General features: G+C 42.1%; 19 protein-coding genes. 17 read left to right on the top strand and 2 right to left on the bottom strand.

The features are described 5' to 3' along the window. Nucleotides 1-40 precede the first annotated feature (40 nt). Nucleotides 41-1285 carry a carboxyl-terminal processing protease CtpA gene (gene ctpA / locus RMZ42_RS33290; RefSeq protein ID WP_322675439.1) on the bottom strand — a complete coding sequence of 415 codons (1245 nt, stop codon included), beginning with the start codon at nt 1283-1285 and terminating at the stop codon, nt 41-43. A 407-nt stretch (nt 1286-1692) separates the two neighbouring features. Between ctpA and petB the strand changes: the two genes are divergently transcribed. The 6 genes from petB (at nt 1693) to RMZ42_RS33260 (ending at nt 7298) form a co-directional block, all read left to right on the top strand. Then, nucleotides 1693-2340 carry a cytochrome b6 gene (petB, locus tag RMZ42_RS33285; RefSeq protein ID WP_322675438.1) on the top strand — a complete coding sequence of 216 codons (648 nt, stop codon included), beginning with the start codon at nt 1693-1695 and terminating at the stop codon, nt 2338-2340. A gap of 254 nt (nt 2341-2594) precedes the next feature. Continuing rightward, nucleotides 2595-3077, top strand: a complete 483-nt coding sequence (gene petD, locus RMZ42_RS33280; protein ID WP_190730883.1) for a cytochrome b6-f complex subunit IV — start codon at nt 2595-2597, stop codon at nt 3075-3077. Nucleotides 3078-3705: 628 nt separating this feature from the next. Continuing rightward, nucleotides 3706-4149 carry an ATP-binding protein gene (locus tag RMZ42_RS33275; protein WP_292739730.1) on the top strand — a complete coding sequence of 148 codons (444 nt, stop codon included), beginning with the start codon at nt 3706-3708 and terminating at the stop codon, nt 4147-4149. 518 nt (nt 4150-4667) lie between these two features. Next, nucleotides 4668-5657 (top strand): GDP-mannose 4,6-dehydratase, encoded by a 990-nt coding sequence (locus RMZ42_RS33270; protein ID WP_322675437.1) that lies wholly within the window; start codon nt 4668-4670, stop codon nt 5655-5657. Between the two features lie 10 nt (nt 5658-5667). Next, entirely contained in the window at nt 5668-6849 is a 1182-nt protein-coding gene (locus tag RMZ42_RS33265) for a glycosyltransferase (protein ID WP_322675436.1), read from the top strand. Nucleotides 6850-6926: 77 nt separating this feature from the next. Then, on the top strand, nt 6927-7298 hold the full coding sequence (locus tag RMZ42_RS33260; RefSeq protein ID WP_322675435.1) for a hypothetical protein: 372 nt from the start codon (nt 6927-6929) through the stop codon (nt 7296-7298). Between the two features lie 35 nt (nt 7299-7333). Here the strand turns inward: RMZ42_RS33260 and RMZ42_RS33255 are convergent, their stop codons facing one another. After that, nucleotides 7334-7765 carry a hypothetical protein gene (locus RMZ42_RS33255; RefSeq protein WP_322675434.1) on the bottom strand — a complete coding sequence of 144 codons (432 nt, stop codon included), beginning with the start codon at nt 7763-7765 and terminating at the stop codon, nt 7334-7336. Nucleotides 7766-8064: 299 nt separating this feature from the next. Between RMZ42_RS33255 and RMZ42_RS33250 the strand changes: the two genes are divergently transcribed. From RMZ42_RS33250 to RMZ42_RS33200, 11 genes are all read left to right on the top strand, one after another. Then, nucleotides 8065-8403, top strand: coding sequence for a hypothetical protein (locus RMZ42_RS33250; protein ID WP_322675433.1), 339 nt, complete (start codon nt 8065-8067; stop codon nt 8401-8403). 291 nt (nt 8404-8694) lie between these two features. Then, the gene (locus tag RMZ42_RS33245) at nt 8695-10833 is read left to right on the top strand and encodes a pentapeptide repeat-containing protein (RefSeq protein ID WP_322675432.1); all 2139 of its coding nucleotides are present in this window, start codon (nt 8695-8697) and stop codon (nt 10831-10833) included. A gap of 146 nt (nt 10834-10979) precedes the next feature. Then, complete coding sequence (locus tag RMZ42_RS33240; RefSeq protein ID WP_322675431.1) at nt 10980-11471, top strand: hypothetical protein; 492 nt, start codon at nt 10980-10982, stop codon at nt 11469-11471. Between the two features lie 124 nt (nt 11472-11595). Next, nucleotides 11596-11802 (top strand): hypothetical protein, encoded by a 207-nt coding sequence (locus RMZ42_RS33235; RefSeq protein WP_104907762.1) that lies wholly within the window; start codon nt 11596-11598, stop codon nt 11800-11802. 208 nt (nt 11803-12010) lie between these two features. Beyond that, complete coding sequence (locus RMZ42_RS33230; protein WP_322675430.1) at nt 12011-13267, top strand: GNAT family N-acetyltransferase; 1257 nt, start codon at nt 12011-12013, stop codon at nt 13265-13267. Nucleotide 13268: 1 nt separating this feature from the next. Next, nucleotides 13269-13745, top strand: coding sequence for a Holliday junction resolvase RuvX (gene ruvX, locus RMZ42_RS33225; protein WP_416211850.1), 477 nt, complete (start codon nt 13269-13271; stop codon nt 13743-13745). A 143-nt stretch (nt 13746-13888) separates the two neighbouring features. After that, nucleotides 13889-14461, top strand: a complete 573-nt coding sequence (locus RMZ42_RS33220; protein ID WP_322675428.1) for a DUF3727 domain-containing protein — start codon at nt 13889-13891, stop codon at nt 14459-14461. Nucleotides 14462-14693: 232 nt separating this feature from the next. Next, nucleotides 14694-15320 carry a hypothetical protein gene (locus RMZ42_RS33215; protein WP_322675427.1) on the top strand — a complete coding sequence of 209 codons (627 nt, stop codon included), beginning with the start codon at nt 14694-14696 and terminating at the stop codon, nt 15318-15320. A gap of 53 nt (nt 15321-15373) precedes the next feature. Then, on the top strand, nt 15374-15913 hold the full coding sequence (locus tag RMZ42_RS33210; RefSeq protein WP_322675426.1) for a YqeG family HAD IIIA-type phosphatase: 540 nt from the start codon (nt 15374-15376) through the stop codon (nt 15911-15913). 257 nt (nt 15914-16170) lie between these two features. Continuing rightward, nucleotides 16171-17280 carry a glutamate 5-kinase gene (proB, locus tag RMZ42_RS33205; protein WP_322675425.1) on the top strand — a complete coding sequence of 370 codons (1110 nt, stop codon included), beginning with the start codon at nt 16171-16173 and terminating at the stop codon, nt 17278-17280. 51 nt (nt 17281-17331) lie between these two features. Beyond that, a complete protein-coding gene (locus tag RMZ42_RS33200) occupies nt 17332-17919 on the top strand; it encodes a Uma2 family endonuclease (RefSeq protein WP_322675424.1) in 588 nt (195 codons plus the stop codon). The last annotated feature ends 263 nt before the right edge of the window (nt 17920-18182 follow it).

The raw sequence follows: 18182 nt of genomic DNA, 5'->3' as shown, positions 1-18182 counted from the left end.
AGTCTGAACCCCCACCTGATTTGTCTCCTTGTACCCTTCTTCAAGCTTTTCCCGCTACCACCGAGTTTTTCTTCAAAAGTTCCACAGCGGCTTGATATTGCAAATCCGCTTCAGTACCAATCTGTTCGCGGTTAATGGCTGGTTGAGAAATAACTTTATCTGGCTTAATACCTAGTTTGTTAATATCCCGGTGTTCAGGAGTTTCATACTTAGCAATTGTGACTGCTAAACCCGAACCATCTGATAATTCAAACAAGGATTGAATTAATCCCTTGCCAAAGGTAGTTTCGCCTACCAACTGGGCACGACCGTTATCTTGGAGTGCGCCAGCAAGAATCTCACTGGCACTGGCAGTTCCTTGATTTACCAAAATCACCAGAGGATCTTTCGTCAAAGCTGGCCCAAAGGCTTCAAAACTACCTTGAATACCTTGCCGGTTAACAGTGTAAACAATAGTGCCAGAATCTAACCAGAGACGGGCAATTTCAATTCCTGATTGCAATAATCCCCCAGGATTATTTCGTAAATCTAGAATGTAGGCAGCAGCGCCTTTTTTTTCTAGACTAGAAATAGCGTGTGCCAATTCCGTTGAAGCGTTGGCATTAAATTGTGTAAGACGTAGGTAGCCAATGGGTGTACCCTCAGCAGAAACACGCAAATCTGAAACCACAGGGTTAAGGGCAATGCGATCGCGTGTCAGTCTAATTTCCGTTTCTGCCTCTCCGTCCCGTTCGATTACGAGAGTCACAAGGCTGCCACTGGGCCCGCGCATTCTGGTAGCAGCTTCATCAAGGGTGAGATTTTCTGTGGAAACACCTTCAATTTTGAGAATGCGATCGCGTGGTCGAATCCCCGCTTTATCTGCCGGTGAACCGGCGATAGGAGCCACTACTTCTAACTTTCCATTCTCAGAATTCAAGGCAATTTGCAATCCTACCCCAGTCAGTTCCCCAGAAGTATTGACCTGCAAGCTGCGGTACTGTTCTGGATCTAAAAAGCGGGTAAAAGGATCGTCGAGGCTCTTGAGCATCTTCCCAATTGCCTCATAACTGGCATTTGAGTCTGGCAGTGGTTTTTCCAGAACCTTTTGCCGCACAGCCGCCCAGTTTTGATGATTAAATGTCTCATCTAGATAAGTATGATTAACAATTCGCCAAACTTCCGAAACCAGCTTTTGTTCTCCAGTCAAAGCCAGCGATGGCTGAGTGAGGGTACCCAACGCCAAGCAAACCACCATTAACAATGAAAATCCAACCCGAAAGACTTGTTTATTCATGAACCCCATTATCAATTCCACCTCAACCCAAATTGCCTAGATAATGCCCACTTCCTCTGTTGTTGATGAAATCTATCTCTCGATTATGTTACTTTTTTTATAGAAGTGGTGCATTTTTCTCATCAAGTTGTTCAGTCAACTGATGCATCGTATCCACTCACCAAAGGATAAAATCTACTTTGTGTCCACCATTTTGTGTGTAGGGGCGTAAAGAGATCGCAATATATTCCATCTTTACAAAGTGTAAAGTTTCTGAAGTCTCTTAGCACACTCAAAGCCCAAAAGCAAAGAAAAAAACTCCCCTTTATTAAAATCCCAAAATTGTTAATTGGGAGAGAAGTCTGAGCGAAGGCTTCTGCCGATTCAGAACTTCGGGATTTATCAACCGCAACCGACTTTTAGGAACTTGAGATTGTATGGCCAACGTTTACGACTGGTTTGAGGAACGCCTGGAAATTCAGGCACTCGCCGAAGACGTTACTAGCAAGTACGTCCCTCCCCACGTCAATATCTTTTACTGCCTGGGTGGAATTACCCTGGTTTGTTTTCTCATCCAGTTTGCTACTGGATTTGCCATGACGTTCTACTACAGGCCAACAGTTACTGAAGCTTTCTCCTCAGTGCAGTACATCATGACTGATGTAAACTTCGGTTGGCTAATTCGCTCCATTCATCGCTGGTCTGCCAGCATGATGGTGTTGATGATGATTTTGCACGTCTTCCGGGTTTATCTCACTGGTGGTTTCAAAAAGCCTCGCGAATTGACCTGGGTAAGTGGTGTAATCCTAGCTGTGATCACCGTTTCCTTCGGAGTTACCGGCTATTCTCTACCTTGGGATCAAGTTGGCTACTGGGCTGTGAAAATCGTTAGCGGCGTACCAGAAGCAATTCCCGTGGTTGGAGTTCTGATTTCCGACCTGCTGCGCGGCGGTTCCAGTGTTGGTCAAGCAACACTAACTCGTTACTACAGCGCACACACATTTGTACTGCCTTGGTTGATTGCAGTATTCATGCTGTTTCACTTCTTGATGATCCGCAAGCAAGGTATTTCCGGGCCTTTGTAATCTCAGCTATTAGCGAAAGGCAACATTTGTTAGTTTTCAGATCGAGTTGTTTGTTTTAAACTTATGAAACACAAGAAATTAATTGCACATAAGTTCCAAAAAACAAATACTTGTATCTGAAGCCTCAAGCTATAGACAACTTCAGGCGGATGACTGTAGATATAGAAACGCTGTTTTCCGCCTTTTGGTTGCCTAGTAGCTGATAGCTTTCACAAATGCTTTAATTTAACTTAAGCAGGAGAGCACATTTAAAAATGTCAACACAAAAAAAACCTGACCTGAGCGATCCTCAGTTAAGAGCCAAACTCGCTAAAGGCATGGGTCACAACTACTATGGTGAACCCGCTTGGCCTAATGACTTACTTTACGTCTTTCCAATTGTGATCATGGGTTCCTTCGCTGCGATTGTGGCTCTAGCCGTGCTAGATCCCGCAATGACAGGTGAACCAGCAAATCCTTTCGCCACACCATTGGAAATTTTGCCAGAGTGGTACTTGTATCCAGTCTTCCAAATTTTGCGATCGCTTCCTAACAAACTTTTAGGAGTGTTAGCAATGGGTTCCGTACCAGTAGGTCTTATCCTCGTTCCTTTTATTGAGAACGTGAATAAGTTCCAAAACCCCTTCCGCCGTCCAGTTGCAACCACAGTATTCCTCTTTGGTACTCTTGTCACAATATGGCTGGGTATTGGTGCTGCTTTGCCATTGGATAAATCTTTGACCTTGGGACTATTCTAAATTAGTCACCACAAAGTCTTTTGACGCCTGTGAGTTTCAAGAGCAGATGCAGATGTGCTTTTGAAAGCAATCAACAGGCGTCAATTTTAACGGGAAAGAATTCAGAAGCCAGAATGGGCTAAACGCCCTGCTACCGCTAACAGAATTAAATTGTGAACTAAAAAGCGGATAACGCCACCAAAGCGAGTCCGTGTATCTTACGGGAAAGCAAGTTATGCATAGCGTCTTATAGATAGTCTCTGCATAAATGGGTTTAAGTTCCCCACTAAATATGCTTTTTTTAGTGGTCAACAAGATATTGTTGGATCTGTAGCCAAATCCCGCAGTGTATCCCTCACTGATTTCCTTCTGAATTCTTCTTCAATAGTTCAGATTGCTTCTGGGATTTGCAGTTTTGGATAGAAAACCTATTCCAAAATATCAAATCATCAAAAGTCAACAAATACAAACATTTCTTACTTAACGTAAGTTGCTAGTTACAACCCTCAGAATGCCAAAATCATTCATGTTTTGTATTTTGGTACATAGAATATGTCAATTTAGATTTTTTTATGTCAGAGAAATTTTGCGAACAGCGCAGAATTTAATAACTAGCAACTTGGGTTTACTTATATTCAACTCACAGTTAATGCTTAGTATAGTGCAGCAAGACCATCTGACGGTTAAGAGCGAACTCAGGCTCTTAAACCAGGTGCAAGAATGGTTTGAGCAATTTTGTCTGCAACACTTGTCTCAACTTGGCTGGTCAAAAACCCAACTCGATCGCCTTAATTTAGCATTAGCAGAAGGCTTTACCAACGCTGTTCGTCACGCTCATCATGCTTTACCCCCAGAAACAATCATTGAAATTAACGTTTATCTGTGGATTGACCGACTAGAGATTAGAATTTGGGATTATGGAAAACCTTTCAATCCTGATGCGATCGCAGAGCCAGCCCCAGGTACTCTGCAAGTAGGTGGGTATGGATGGTTTCTTCTGAGGCGGTTGGCCGATCGGGTTGTATACGAACGTGGTGCGGATGGTAGAAATTGCCTGCTCATTGTCAAATACTCTGTAGAAGCACAAAAGTAACACTGAAATAGTCAAGGTTAAAGGAAAGAATAATTCTGATGTCAATTTTGGCTTGTGAGGGGAGTGTAACTTAAAGAAGAAGTATCGACAGAAAACGATGGCTTTTCTTCTCTAAAATATTCTCTTGTACTTAGGATTCAAACAAATAAAACTTCTCATATAGCCGTTACCAAGCTAATTAAGGGTTTGCCAAAAGTTGAGCTATACACTTTCAAATAGAAGCGGTTTTTGCTAAAATACATGGTTATTTGATTGATAAAAGTATACTCTTTTTTCAATATTATTTAAATTGGAGAAATATATTTTTTTCATGAAATTGCTTATCATTATTATGATTTTTTTGTAAAGTTTTAAGTAAATTTTTTGTATAAAAAGAACTAGTGAATCTAGTAAAAATAGCATTCGAGCTACACTAGCTCCCTTGTTAAGATTTGTCAGCAGTGTTGAGAGTCTTGATGTTTGTTCTCCAACAAGTGCCATTTCGTGCTTAAAGAGATAGACAGAATAAAAGACAAAATATGACTAAGACAGCCTTAATTACCGGAATTACTGGTCAAGATGGCTACTATCTCAGCCATTTGCTCCTCAATCGAGGTTATCGAGTTGTCGGATTAGTGCCCCCAGATCGACAACCTAATTTGAAAAAACTGGGAATACTGGCAAATAAAGTAGAAATTTTTACAGTTGACTTGAGGGATAATACGGCACTGTTGACCGCAGTTGAACAACTGCGTCCCCAAGAGATTTACAATTTGGCGGCTCCCAGTTTTGTACCCGACTCCTGGAACGACCCATTGGGAACTTTGGATTTAATAACTGGTACAGCTACTAGGCTCTTGGAAGCAGTACGAAAAGTTGGTTTGTCTACCAGATTTTATCAAGCCAGCAGTTCAGAAATGTTTGGCGATGTATTCCTCTCGCCTCAAGATGAAGAAACCGCTTTTCGTCCCAAAAATCCTTATGCTGCGGCTAAAATGCACGCCCACTGGACGATGGTGCATCATAGACAGCGCTATGGACTATTTGCCTGTAGCGGAATTTTATATAATCACGAGTCTCCTCTACGCGCACCTGGGTTTGTCACACGCAAAGTTTCTTTAGCGGCTGCATCAATTAAATTGGGTTTAACTGACACCTTAGAAATGGGTAATCTGGATGCCAAACGTGATTGGGGCTTTGCAGGTGATTATGTAGAGGCCATGTGGCGAATGTTGCAAATTGATGAACCAGAAGAATATGTGATTGGCACTGGTAAACTACACAGTGTGAAAGATTTAGTTGCCACAGCCTTTGAGTCAGTCGGCTTGGATTGGAAGCAGTATGTAGTTTTAAATACTAGCTTGTTACGACAAGATGAGCATTTTCAACTAGTAGCTAACCCCAGCAAGGCTAAAAAAAACCTCGGCTGGGAACCCCAAGTAAGCTTTGAGGAACTTTTAGAAAAAATGGTAAAAACAGATTTGGAGCGATTACAAAGCGGTGCAATCGCGCCCTTATCGCAAGTGTAAATAATCTAAGATGCAAATCACTACAGTGACAAAAAACCTGAATTTAGGTAATAAAGTTAATAAACAAACTAACCATATCTTCGTGTTTTTAGAAATTTTTGCTCATGAAGGTGGTATTCAATCCTATATAAAAGATATTTTTCGCGCCTATTTGGCATTGGGTCAAGACTACAAAGCAGAAGTATTTTTGCTGCGAGATAGTGCTGATAGCTTAAATCCGTTTGAAGACGAAAACTTAAAATTTCATTACTTTAAAAATCAGTCTCCCTATTTGGGGAGATTGCAAATGGCAGCAGCTTTACTGAAATGTCTGTTGCAGAGCCGTCCGCAGCAGGTTTTCTGCGGTCACATTAACTTAGCAGTATTAATCCAAACACTTTGCCAGCCTTTGGGGATTCCTTACACCGTGCTAACTTACGGCAAAGAAGTCTGGGAACCGTTGAAAAATCAGGAACGTCGTGCCCTGATATCAGCAGAGAGAATTTGGACAATTAGTCGCTACAGCCGCGATCGCGCTTGTGTTGCCAATAGTCTAAACCCAAACATGGTACAGATGATGCCTTGTGCAATTGATGCGGATAAATTTACTCCTGGCTCCAAACAACCAGAATTAATCCAGAAGTATGGCTTAAGTGGCGCGAAAGTGTTAATGACAGTAGCGCGGTTATGGTCAGGAGATATTTACAAAGGTGTAGATGTCACCATTCGGGCATTACCACAAATCGCTGAAGTTTTCCCAGAAGTGAAATATTTGGTAATAGGTCGCGGCGATGACCAACCACGATTGGCGCAGCTAGCAAAAGATTTAGGTGTGAGCGATCGCGTTGTATTTGCTGGTTTCGTTGCCACAGAACAATTAATGGAACATTACCGCCTTGCTGATGCCTATATCATGCCTTCACAAGAAGGCTTTGGCATAGTTTATCTAGAAGCAATGGCTTGTGGAGTGCCGGTGTTATCTGGTGACGATGATGGTTCCGCTGACCCCTTGCAAGATGGTAAACTGGGATGGCGAGTCCCACACCGCAATCCTGATGCTGTAGCAGCAGCTTGTATAGAAATGCTTCAAGGGAATGACCAGCGATGTGATGGGGAGTGGCTGCGAGAACAGGCGCTCGCTCTGTTTGGCTTAAATGCCTTTCAACAGCACTTACACAAAATGCTGCTATCCTCAGTAATAAAGTCCATTTGAGTCCAAATGACAAATGACAAATGACCAATGACTAAAATCGCTATCCTAGAAGGAGAGCAGGACGAAATTTATTAAAAATGAGCTTTAAGTCATTTCAATTGAATCTTTTAAATCTCCGCCCTTGGCTCACCCTGCTGGCAGTTGTTTGGTTGCTGGCATCAGTGGGCTTGGGTTGGTTAGTTAATTCATTGCTAATTATTTTCGGGTTGCTGTTGTTAACACCTATTGTGGCTTTTTTTGGCTTTCGTTGGTGGCTGCAACGCAACTTGGTTGCCGATCAATGTCCCGTTTGTGGATATGAATTTACAGGCTTAAATAACAGTCAGTTGCAATGTCCTAACTGTAAGGAATTACTGTTAGTGCAAAATAGTCATTTTCAGCGCTTCACACCAGAAGGCACAATTGATGTCACTGCTGTCGAAGTTCCCGCTAAATCACTGGAAGAATAGTCATTAGTCATTTGTCCTTTGCTAATGACTAATGACTATTTATTTTTTTGTGAGATTGAGAGGTTGTAAGTAAACTGTTGCTGGGATAGTTCGCCCACATACAGCGAGTATTTTCCTGCCTGCCAATAACCAGAAAGTTCTGACTTACTTCCAGAGTAACTATCTGCTAGTACACAAAAGCGCCCTCCAGGCCCGTCGAGCAGGAGTGTTGGCTTTCCTTGACTCTCTACTGTTAATCGTAAATAAGGTAGTGACTCTGTAACTTGGATAACTTGACTAGGTTCAGTGGTAATATTGCCACAATTACTTTTGACAGCTCCCCCAGACTTTCCCTTCAAAACCAGTGGATCTGGTTGGAAATTTCGACCAATTTGAATTGTCGGTGTCTGTGCCGAATTAGCCTCAGTGAAAGCCAAACTCATCGCCAAAGCTGTGGGAATAATTGCAAGTAGCCTCAGAGTCTTCATTTTAATTAATGCTCCAGATTTTTTTTAGAGCAATATTGTTATACAGTCCGATCTATATAGACGAGAGCAATTCCTCTTGGTTCCAAAAGCTGCCGTATAAAGTAATACTAGTGAGTTCAGGATTCTTTGTGAAGATTTGATAGGTGTATGTAGAGAGGTTGCATTGCAACGTCTCTAGAATTGATGTCTGAAAGGTCTTGCACGCACAGACATTAGCTAAAATCACAAAGACAACCACCAAAAATAGAATTTGGTTAGTCTATTGTTGAATAAGTATGCTAATGAGTTAGGAAAGATTGATGAATCCTCAACCAGAAGAAGACTTACAGCGTCGTCTCAATCAGCTAGACGCAGAGATTAATTCCCCGCCTGGGGTGGTTTCACAAGAACAAAAACAAACGCCTCAGTCTGTTTTTGCCAGCTTCAACCTGCAACTAGAGCGATTTCAGATCTGGTTCAACAGCTTATCTGGGGCAAAAAAGCTGGTAGTTTCAGGTGTGACGGTGCTAGTAGGCTTGGCGATACTGCAAGCAGTGTTTAAACTAGTTGCATCTGTAATCAGTCTGGCACTTTTGGCAGTGTTAGTGTATGTTGGATACAAAATTTTTGTGTCTGGTAGCTTTCAACGTAAGCAATAAGTTGATATGCATTTACTTTGCACTCTGCCCAAAGTTATGAAAGTCAGGAGCCGAAATAAAAACGGCTTCTGACTTACAGAGGATTTCCAGGAAGTTGAAGTACACAAGCTAAGTGTCAAAACTAGGTATAAAGCCTATTTGATTTCTGTTAGGGCAGCCCATTCAGACTCCAAAATTCTGCTGCATAACTCCTAAATCCTATTTCAATATGCTTTTCTTTTTGCTGACGAGCTTAGTCTATTTTAATTGTGCCGATCGCGGCGTAGAAATAATATCAAAGGAAATTATACGATGACCTCACCAATTGTCAGAAGAACTAGTAATCAATCTGGTCAGTCAAAAAAATCGGAAAGAGCCAATTCGCTACTGCTAGGAAGTAGGCGTTTTGCTGCTTGGGCGGCTGAAATCACACTAGTGGTGACTAGTGGGTTGATTCCCTTCGGCATTGGTGTCTATGCCAATTCTAGAAGCGATCTGAACCGAGTGCCGCTTAACCCCGTGCTGGTAGTCACAGAAAGAGCGATCGCCAGACCTTTAGCTCTACCTGTGAGCTATGGCATCCGTAATGTTGCATGGCCGACTAATATTTTGTGGACAATCGCCTTGTTAGCGCCTGTAACTCTCTCTTGGTGGCAATTGTATTTATTAGCTAAGACTGGTAGCACAATTCCTAAACGTTGGTTAAAAGTGCGGGTTGTCAACGAGCAAGGGAAGCCGCCCGGATTGGGGGCAGTTGCGATCAGAGAAGGAGTTGGACGTTGGACAGTACCCATTTCCATTGCCTATCTACTGTGGCGCTACAGCTTTGCTTTTCCCAATTTAGGATTATTCACATTTTTGTCTTTATTAATGATTGTGGGTGAAGGGATTGGCTTACCGTCACGTCAAGGGCGTCGCGCACTCCACGATCGACTCGCAGGTACTTATACAATCGATGCAATCTTAGCTAGCAACAGACAAGCTCAGTCTGCTGACGGTAATGAAGAAGCAGAATGGCAAGAGGGAGAAGAATTAGCGGCAGATCAAACCAGCCAGTCACCTAATTTGTGGCGGCGGATACAGCAAAATCCCAATCTGACTTTGTTCGGGGTAGGGCTGACGAGTATGACTGCTGTGCTGGCAACTTTAATCGGCACTCAAGTTTATATCCAAATTCAACAATCCCAGCGAGCAACCAAGCAAATCAACAGCCAACAATTCCTCGAACTTGTCAAACAATTGAATCCCAATTCTGGGGCGACTAATGAGCAACGCCAAAGTGCAATTTTAGCTATAGGCGGTCTTAATGATCCACAGTCGATTAAATTTCTGGCGGATTTATTAGTTAGCGAAACTAACCCCAGCCTTTTGGATACGATTCAACAAGCTTTGACAACTGTTGGGCCCCAAGCCATCCCGGAACTGAAAAATAAGAATCAGTTTTTGGTGGGTGAACTGGAGTCTGTGGGTAGTACTGCAACCCAAGAGCGGCAATTACGGCAAGGGCGGCTACAAAGAAACCAGCAAACAATCAACAAGATTCTCTCTGTTTACAGTGGTAAAAAACTCGACGGTGTTGACCTTAGTAGAACCCAATTAGGTCAAAGCGGTACTTCTGGAAGTTCCTTCTTCAACTTGGTACTGGACAATCTTGATTTATCAGGAGTTAGGTTTAAATCTGCAAATCTTAACCAAGCTAGCTTTAAGGGTAGCCGCTTCCGGGGTGTGGGTGAAGATGGACGCTGGGATACCTACGACGATATAATGGCTGATTTAAGCCAAGCTCAGTTGCAGCAAGCTAATCTCACTGATGCTAACCTCAGTCGCGTCTTGATGAACCGCATCGATTTGAGTCGTGCCACTCTTAACAGAGCCAACTTATCCAACGCGCGTTTATATGATGCTAAACTCAACAGCACCCAACTAGTAGGAGCCGATCTGCGAAACGCAGTTTTAGAAAAAGCTAGCTTGACTGGGGCTGATTTAGGCGATGCCAAATTGAACGAAGCCAATCTGTATGCAGCGCGTTTAGGTCGCGCCACTGCGATCGGCACGCAATTATCTTTTGCCAACTTAATTAACACTGATTGGCAAGGGGCAGATTTATCAGGAGCTTATTTGGATCGTGCTAACCTCAGCAATGCTAACTTCAGCGCTACTCGTTTAACTGGTGCTGTTTTACGTTCTGCCCAAATGGAAAACGTTAACTTGCAAAATGCTGACCTGAGTCTTGCAGATTTACGTGGGGCAAATGTTGCTGGAGCAGATTTTAAAGGAGCAATTCTCGCTCCTAGCAAACAAGATCCAGCAGATCAATTTGTCCAAACTCCAGATTTAGGCTCAGTATCTGCCGTAGTCCAAGGGGTTGATTTTTCTCAAGCCAAAAATTTAGATGCCAAGCAATTAGCATACATTTGTACTCAAGGAGGGATTCATCCCCGTTGCCCGTAGAATGAGAAAGGGAGCAGGGGGCAGGGAGCAGGGAGCAGGGGAGGATGAGGAGACAAGGGGAAAAGGGGACAAGGAGAATAACCTATGCCCCATGCCCCATGCCCCATGCCCAATGACTAATGACTAATTGGTGTGAGGAGTTGGTTATGAAATATATTCCATCTTTGGTTTCAGTTTTGGGGGCTGGTTTGGTCTTGAGTCTGGTGAGTACGAAACCAGCACAAGCTCAAGTAGCTTATGGCAGTTATATTGGTATCGGCCCCACTGTTGGTTTTACCGATGGTATCCAATTGGGGGGAGTAATCGCGGGGCGCTACAAGCTTTTGGAAGCACCAATTTCACTCCGCGCTCAAGTGTTAATTGGTAATAATACGGCTGTTGTACCAACGGTTTCTTACGATATCCCCCTCAACTGGCAAGCTGATGCCTACCTGGGTGCGGGATTAGTTTTAGCTGGTGGTGGTGATTCTTCTCCCGTGGGCGACAAAATAAGTTTTGCTTTACAACCGGGTATTGATTATATGATCCCAAATAGCAATACTGTCCTTTTTGGCAATGCCATTATTGCTTTTGATGCCTACCGAGATAGCAGTGGTACAGCTATCTCTGTACAAGGTGGTGTTGGTTTAAGATTTTAAGGGACACCCTATCCCTAAGAAGCGTTAAACTTCATTGCAAATTAACAAGTTAGTCCAAACAACGTGATAGTTTTTGGTCATGAAGAGAGACAGCACAGGATTAACACAGGAGAACACAGTGGCAATGGAATCAAATTTATTAACGGATGCGGGCGCAGATGAAATGAATCAAGATTTCAGTGAATATGTTGCCAACCTGCAACTTCACATGACTCTGCAAGCTCGTAATCTTGTTCCAACCCTGAAGCAAACACTAGTAGATAGTCGCCACCAATTACTCCATCAAACCCAAGCCCACTTTGAAAAGCTAGTTTCTCGGCAAGGGTTATAAAATATATACAAATTTTAATCAAAATTCAAATAAAATAAGGGCAGATGTTGTTGGGTCAATGCCAATGGTGTTCTCACAAGGTCTGCTTTTTCTGCTTTTTAAGTATTAAGTTACTAAAATCACCCTTTTGGCACAATAGTAGAGAGCAGAAACTAGTTAAGATTATTGCAGCAGTTCCTTCCTTTGAAGAGCAGTTAGTTAAGGCTAAATGGCGGCTCGAATAAAAATGACTTCATTACTTCCCAGAAACCTCAGCGTTATTATCCGACCAGTCCAATATCGGGATCTGGACGGAATTGAGCGCATAACTCAAGAGTCATTCGCAGCCCTTACTCCGAAGGGAGCAGGTTTTGCCATCAGCCAGATGCAAAGGCTGCGTCGCTGGTATGGATTACTCAAATTTTTAAGTTGGTTTCCTAACCCGCTACAGTATCGCCTTTGTGCTTTTGTCGCAGAGCAAGGGCGGATACTTTTAGGAATGATTCAAGTGTCACCCTTTAACCGCACACGTAGCACTTGGCGGATCGATCGAGTGTTGCTAGAGCGTGGTGTCGATAAACAAGGAATTGGTTCGCAACTTTTGCGTCATTGCTTTGAATCGATTCTGGAAGCTCGTACTTGGCTACTGGAAGTTAATATCAATGACATAGAGGCGCTGGCACTATATCGGCAAAATGGATTCCAGCGTCTAGCAGAAATGACGTACTGGGAAATTGGGCCAGAATTACTGGCTGAATTAGCACAAGCAGAGCCAGACTTGCCCAACCTCTTGCCTATAAGTAATGCTGATGCCCAGTTGCTATATCAACTAGATACGGCATCGATGCCACCTCTGGTACGTCAGGTTTTTGACCGCAATACCCGCGACTTTAAAACCAGTTTGTTTGGCGCTTTAACTGATGCAGTAAAGCAATGGCTGACTAAAACAGAAGTAGTCAGTGGTTACGTATTTGAACCGCAACGCAAAGCTGCGATCGGCTATTTTCAGGTGCAACTCGATCGCAAGGGTGAAGTTCCCCATGCTGCAACGCTGACAGTTCATCCTGCTTACACCTGGCTTTATCCAGAATTACTATCTCAACTGGCTCGTATTGCCCAAGATTTTCCCCAGCAAGGGTTACAATTAGCCTCTTCAGACTATCAGGCGGAGCGAGAAGAATATTTGGAGCGAATTGGAGCAAAACGCATAGAACATACATTAGTGATGTCTCGCTCTGTGTGGCACAAGCTACGAGAGTCGAAATTCGTCTCCTTAGAAGGAATCCAATGGACTGATATGCTGCAAGGTTTACAACCAACTCGTAAACCTATACCAGGTGGGATGTCATGGATACAACCAGGGAAGCTGCCATCCTCAGATAAACCACTGCCAATCAAGCCAGAACCGATTAACTTTCCGGTAAAAAATCCTAGCATAGAAACATCGCCGATTACTGAATCAGCAGATGGACAGCAGGAGAAGTAGTGTGATATTCCAAGAGCAACCAAAACCGTTTATTTCCGCCTTGGGACTAGATTTTGGTCGCAAGCGGATTGGTGTAGCTGGATGCGATCGCACGGGTTTAATTGCCACGGGTATCACTACAATTGAGCGTACATCTTTTGAGCAGGATGTCGAGCAAATCCGACAAATCGTTAATGAACGTGAGGTGCAAGTTCTAGTTATGGGCTTACCTTATTCAATGGATGGCTCACTAGGATTTCAGGCTCGTCAAGTTCAGAAATTTACTAAAAGACTTGCTAAAGCACTAAACTTGCCTGTGGAATATATGGATGAGCGATTAACTTCATTTCAAGCAGAGCAACTGCTGATAGCTGAAAACCGCTCTCCATCACGCAATAAAGGTTTGATTGACCGCAAGGCAGCGGCTTTAATTTTGCAACAATGGTTGGATCTGAAGCGTGCCAACTCCCGCAGTTCAGTTGCGGCTATTGAATATTGATACCTTTTAACATGATATTCTGAAAACGATTAGCCAGCAGTTGTATCTACGTATAAAGCTATTTGTTTGACATAATATGTCATTAACTATAGTTAAGCGATTTTCAAACTTGCTGGTATTTATTAAATTTCTACATTTCGGCTATGTATTCCTCTCCATTTCCTGAAGAAAATGATAACGCTCATGCGGGTTCCATCACTTTAACCGATGATAAAGGGCGATCGCTCGACTGTTATATAGAGCATTCCCTAGAGGTAGATGGACAAGAATACGTTTTGCTCCTTCCTGTAGACTCACCTGTAGAAATTTTTTCTTGGGAAGGTGACGGTGAGGAAGAAGAAGCGGTTCTGGTAGAAGATGACACCATCATTGAGCAAATTTTTGCTAACGCCCAAGCTGTACTATCTGAGCAGAACTTGGTACTGAAGAATACAGCTTATGCTTTGACTGTTGCAGGTGATTTACCGCCAGTGGAAGAATCAGAACTCTTCACCCTAGAAATCGAAGACGAAGAGGCAGATTTAGAGCCTGAGCAATTACAGCTACTCGCTAGCTTTTATGAGGAAGATCAGGAGTATGCAATTTATACACCCCTAGACCCTCTGTTGTTTTTTGCACGGATAACAAAAACAGGCGAACCGGAATTACTTTCTCCAGAGGAGTTTCGGAAAGTGCAACCTCTGTTAGAAGAACATCTTTTTAATGAAGTTGAATAAGATTAAAAATTCAAAATGTAATATTTTCATTTTGAATTTTTTAATTGGTAATTTTTCATTGAAATCACAATTTACTTAAATCTTTTACTATGTCCCACTAAATGTTAAAAGCAATGAAACATTGACACTAAATTGGGAAAATTAGTATTGTTTAAGATCCTCAAAAAAGCATTTTGGTAGGGATTTTTTAATTCCATTATCTAAAATACCAAATTAGTATAAGGTGCTGAAAATGGCTTATAGCGATTTTACATTAAGTAAATTTAAAAAGTCATTCAGCATCCGCATTGATGAAGAAACTGATTTATGTGCTGACATAGAACCTTTAGAAGCAAGTGAGAAACTCAAAAATTCTTTAGAAGAAACTACAGAACTGGCTTTAGCAATTAATACTGAAAAAGCTCGTTCAGAAATGATTATCACTCCAATATTGTTGGAGATAAGACGCAGAGCGAGTTATCCAATTAGCTTATTTTCGGGAACAGATTTTAATGTAGATGCAGAAAAAGGTCTGAATGGATACTGTGACTTTATCATCAGTCGTTCTAAAGAGCAGCTAACAATTAATGTGCCAGTGGTGGTTATTATTGAAGCCAAAAACGAAAATATTAAAGGTGGATTAGGTCAATGTGCAGCCGCAATGTTGGCAGCCCAATTGTTTAATCAACAAGAAGGAAATGAAATCAGAAAAATTTATGGTGCGGTAACAACAGGCGATATTTGGAAGTTTTTGAAGTTAGAAGAAAACGATATATTTATTGATTTGAGTAATTATTACATCAAAGAAATAGATAAGATTTTAGGGATTTTATCTCAAAATGTTCAGGGAGAGATTCCAGGATGGAGTTCGACTAACTAAACTATATTGGGTTATGCTCATTTGTCTTAGCTATCTACATTTGACTGTTGACTATGTTCTGGAACAATCTTTTACAGCCTGATTTGATTTTAGAGGGTTCAGTGTTAAACCTAACACCAGATATTATCCAAAAATACGGGCTTAAAGGGCTGGTATTGGATGTAGATGAAACTTTAGTACCTTTTACAGTCGGGATAGCTTCCCCAGAACTACAAGAGTGGGTAGAGCAAATCCGTACCTGTACTGCACTGTGCTTGGTGAGTAACAACCTGAGTGAAGCGCGAATTGGTGGAATTGCGCGATCGCTCAATTTACCTTACTACTTAGGTGCAGCCAAGCCTTCCCGACGCAAAATTAGAGCCGCACTGAGGGGAATGGATCTACCAGTGCATCAAGTGGGAATGGTAGGCGATCGCTTGTTTACCGATGTTTTAGCAGGTAATCGTCTGGGAATGTTTACCATTTTAGTGGAACCGATTGTTCATGCTGACGCAGCTCTGCGTTCTCATCCTGTCCGCAACTTTGAAGTTTGGATATCTGAAATTTTGGGAGCCTCTATTACACCCAAGAAAAAGAAGATTCACAAAAGTTGAAAAATCGTCAGGAAAGTAAATCTAAAGAAATAATTAAGGAATCTTACTGGAACCAAAAAATCGGGGATCATAAGTATTAATAACATGGGGTCAGCCAAAAAAGACCCTAACTCATACTAAGTAAATATACTTCCGTAAAGCGTCAACCTTCACTATAGAGGGATTGGCGCTTTACAAATTGAGTTAGGAGTTAGAAGTTATGAGTTATGAATTAAATTCAACTCCTAACTCCTAACTCCTAACTCCTCACTTTTTAGATGCCACTAACAATTGTTGTCAAAATCGGTACTTCCAGCCTAACTCAACCAGAAACGGGACAATTAGCACTTTCTACCATCGCTACATTGGCGGAAACACTCTGCGATTTAAAACGCCAAGGACATCGGGTGATTTTGGTTTCTTCTGGCGCTGTCGGCGTGGGTTGTGCGCGGTTGGGTTTAACTGAACGTCCTAAGGCGATCGCACTCAAACAAGCTGTAGCAGCAGTTGGACAAGGTAGGTTAATTCGGGTATACGATGATTTATTTAATACTTTACAACAGCCAATTGCTCAAGTATTACTGACTCGCAGTGACTTGGTACAGCGCAGCCGCTATCTCAATGTCTACAATACTTTTCAGGAACTATTAGGACTGGGAGCGATCCCGATAGTCAATGAAAATGATACCGTAGCAATAGACGAACTAAAATTTGGTGATAATGACACCCTTTCGGCATTGGTTGCCAGCTTAGTAGAAGCAGATTGGCTATTTTTGCTCACCGATGTCGATCGGTTGTACTCAGCCGATCCCCGTTCTGTGCCAGATGCGCGGCCGATCGCTTTAGTGAGTAGCATTAAGGAATTAACTCAATTACAAATACAAACAGGTTCCCAAGGTTCTCGGTGGGGTACTGGTGGGATGGTGACAAAAATTTCGGCTGCGAGGATTGCGATCGCAGCGGGAGTGCGTACCGTAATTACCCAAGGGCGATTTCCCCGGAATATCGAAAAAATTATCCAAGGCGAATTGATTGGGACGCATTTTGAACCGCAACCGGAACCAACTTCGGCGCGTAAACGTTGGATAGCTTACGGACTTGTACCTGCGGGGAAATTGTATTTAGATGAAGGTGCGATCGCGGCAATTTCTCTAGCAGGAAAATCGTTATTAGCAGCTGGAATTAAAACGGTAGAAGGAAAGTTTGACACGCCAGATGCGGTGCAATTGTGTGACACGAACGGTAACGAAATTGCCAGAGGACTTGTGAATTACAACAGCAATGAATTGCAAAAGATTTGTGGGCGTCATTCGCGGGAAATTTCCACAATTTTAGGATATGCCGGTGCGGAAACCGTAATTCATCGGGATAATTTGGTTTTGACTTAAAATGTAAATAAGATAAATTTTGTGACTACTAACTGAGAGAGTAAAAATATTATGACTCAAACGTTAGAAAATGCTGTGAACTTACCAGAAGAACAACGCTTCTTTCGACATGGGTTAAGTTGGGAACAGTTTAAAGCGATTCAAGCTAGCTTTGAAAATGTACCAGGGGTGCGGCTGTTTTATTGTGAGGGAATCTTAGAAATAGTGAGTATTGGTAAACCTCATGAGGTGATTAAGTGTTTAATTGCTGGATTATTGATTACTTATTTTGAAGTCAAAGGCATTGAATTTTTCCCCAGTGGTAGTTTTAGTCAGATTATTCCCAAGATAGTTGAATATCAAGCAGATTTATCTTATTGCTTTGGAACGGACAAATCTGTACCAGACTTGTGCATTGAAGTAGTGATTACTAGCGGTAGTCCCATAAAGTTACAGAAGTACAAATTAATGAGAGTCCCAGAAGTTTGGTTTTGGGAAGATGGCACAATTGAAGTTTATTGCTTACGAGAACAAGAATATGAAAAAGTTGTTCACAGTGAGTTATTTAGAGAATTAGATTTATCCCTGCTCAATCGTTGTCTTTTATTATCTTCTCCCTTGGAAGCTATTAGAGAGTTTCGTCAAGGCATTCAACAGTAATAGCAGGTTTAAATGAGAGAAAATATTTTATATAGCTCAGAATGTTAATTTTTACATTAGACTCATAATTATTAAGTTTAATGGTGTGACAACAAAGAAGGCAGTTGGTGCATAGAATAAAAAACACGCGCTCCAGATGCCTCAAGTAGATTAGCTTCACTTTGCTCGGTGTAACCTAAAACTCTCATTCCGGCGGCAACACCCGCACGTCATTGGTGTCAAGTTAAGAAAAATAGAATCTTGTCAACAGGGTAAAACTGAAT

Source organism: Nostoc sp. DedQUE05 (assembly GCF_034530955.1).
Classification (GTDB): domain Bacteria; phylum Cyanobacteriota; class Cyanobacteriia; order Cyanobacteriales; family Nostocaceae; genus Nostoc.
The sequence above is the reverse complement of the archived record's forward strand: the minus strand, read 5'-3'. Positions and strand labels throughout refer to the sequence as shown.

Excerpts from the sequence above, each read along its gene's own strand:
- RMZ42_RS33220 (WP_322675428.1), top strand. The coding sequence starts at position 13,889 with ATGTATTCCTCTCCATTTCCTGAAGAAAATGATAACGCTCATGCGGGT.
- RMZ42_RS33265 (WP_322675436.1), top strand. The coding sequence starts at position 5,668 with ATGCAAATCACTACAGTGACAAAAAACCTGAATTTAGGTAATAAAGTT.
- RMZ42_RS33275 (WP_292739730.1), top strand. The coding sequence starts at position 3,706 with ATGCTTAGTATAGTGCAGCAAGACCATCTGACGGTTAAGAGCGAACTC.
- petD (WP_190730883.1), top strand. The coding sequence starts at position 2,595 with ATGTCAACACAAAAAAAACCTGACCTGAGCGATCCTCAGTTAAGAGCC.
- RMZ42_RS33255 (WP_322675434.1), bottom strand. The coding sequence starts at position 7,765 with ATGAAGACTCTGAGGCTACTTGCAATTATTCCCACAGCTTTGGCGATG.
- RMZ42_RS33240 (WP_322675431.1), top strand. The coding sequence starts at position 10,980 with ATGAAATATATTCCATCTTTGGTTTCAGTTTTGGGGGCTGGTTTGGTC.
- RMZ42_RS33230 (WP_322675430.1), top strand. The coding sequence starts at position 12,011 with ATGGCGGCTCGAATAAAAATGACTTCATTACTTCCCAGAAACCTCAGC.
- RMZ42_RS33250 (WP_322675433.1), top strand. The coding sequence starts at position 8,065 with ATGAATCCTCAACCAGAAGAAGACTTACAGCGTCGTCTCAATCAGCTA.
- proB (WP_322675425.1), top strand. The coding sequence starts at position 16,171 with ATGCCACTAACAATTGTTGTCAAAATCGGTACTTCCAGCCTAACTCAA.
- ctpA (WP_322675439.1), bottom strand. The coding sequence starts at position 1,285 with ATGGGGTTCATGAATAAACAAGTCTTTCGGGTTGGATTTTCATTGTTA.
- RMZ42_RS33210 (WP_322675426.1), top strand. The coding sequence starts at position 15,374 with ATGTTCTGGAACAATCTTTTACAGCCTGATTTGATTTTAGAGGGTTCA.
- RMZ42_RS33200 (WP_322675424.1), top strand. The coding sequence starts at position 17,332 with ATGACTCAAACGTTAGAAAATGCTGTGAACTTACCAGAAGAACAACGC.
- petB (WP_322675438.1), top strand. The coding sequence starts at position 1,693 with ATGGCCAACGTTTACGACTGGTTTGAGGAACGCCTGGAAATTCAGGCA.
- RMZ42_RS33215 (WP_322675427.1), top strand. The coding sequence starts at position 14,694 with ATGGCTTATAGCGATTTTACATTAAGTAAATTTAAAAAGTCATTCAGC.
- RMZ42_RS33260 (WP_322675435.1), top strand. The coding sequence starts at position 6,927 with ATGAGCTTTAAGTCATTTCAATTGAATCTTTTAAATCTCCGCCCTTGG.
- RMZ42_RS33245 (WP_322675432.1), top strand. The coding sequence starts at position 8,695 with ATGACCTCACCAATTGTCAGAAGAACTAGTAATCAATCTGGTCAGTCA.
- RMZ42_RS33235 (WP_104907762.1), top strand. The coding sequence starts at position 11,596 with ATGGAATCAAATTTATTAACGGATGCGGGCGCAGATGAAATGAATCAA.
- RMZ42_RS33270 (WP_322675437.1), top strand. The coding sequence starts at position 4,668 with ATGACTAAGACAGCCTTAATTACCGGAATTACTGGTCAAGATGGCTAC.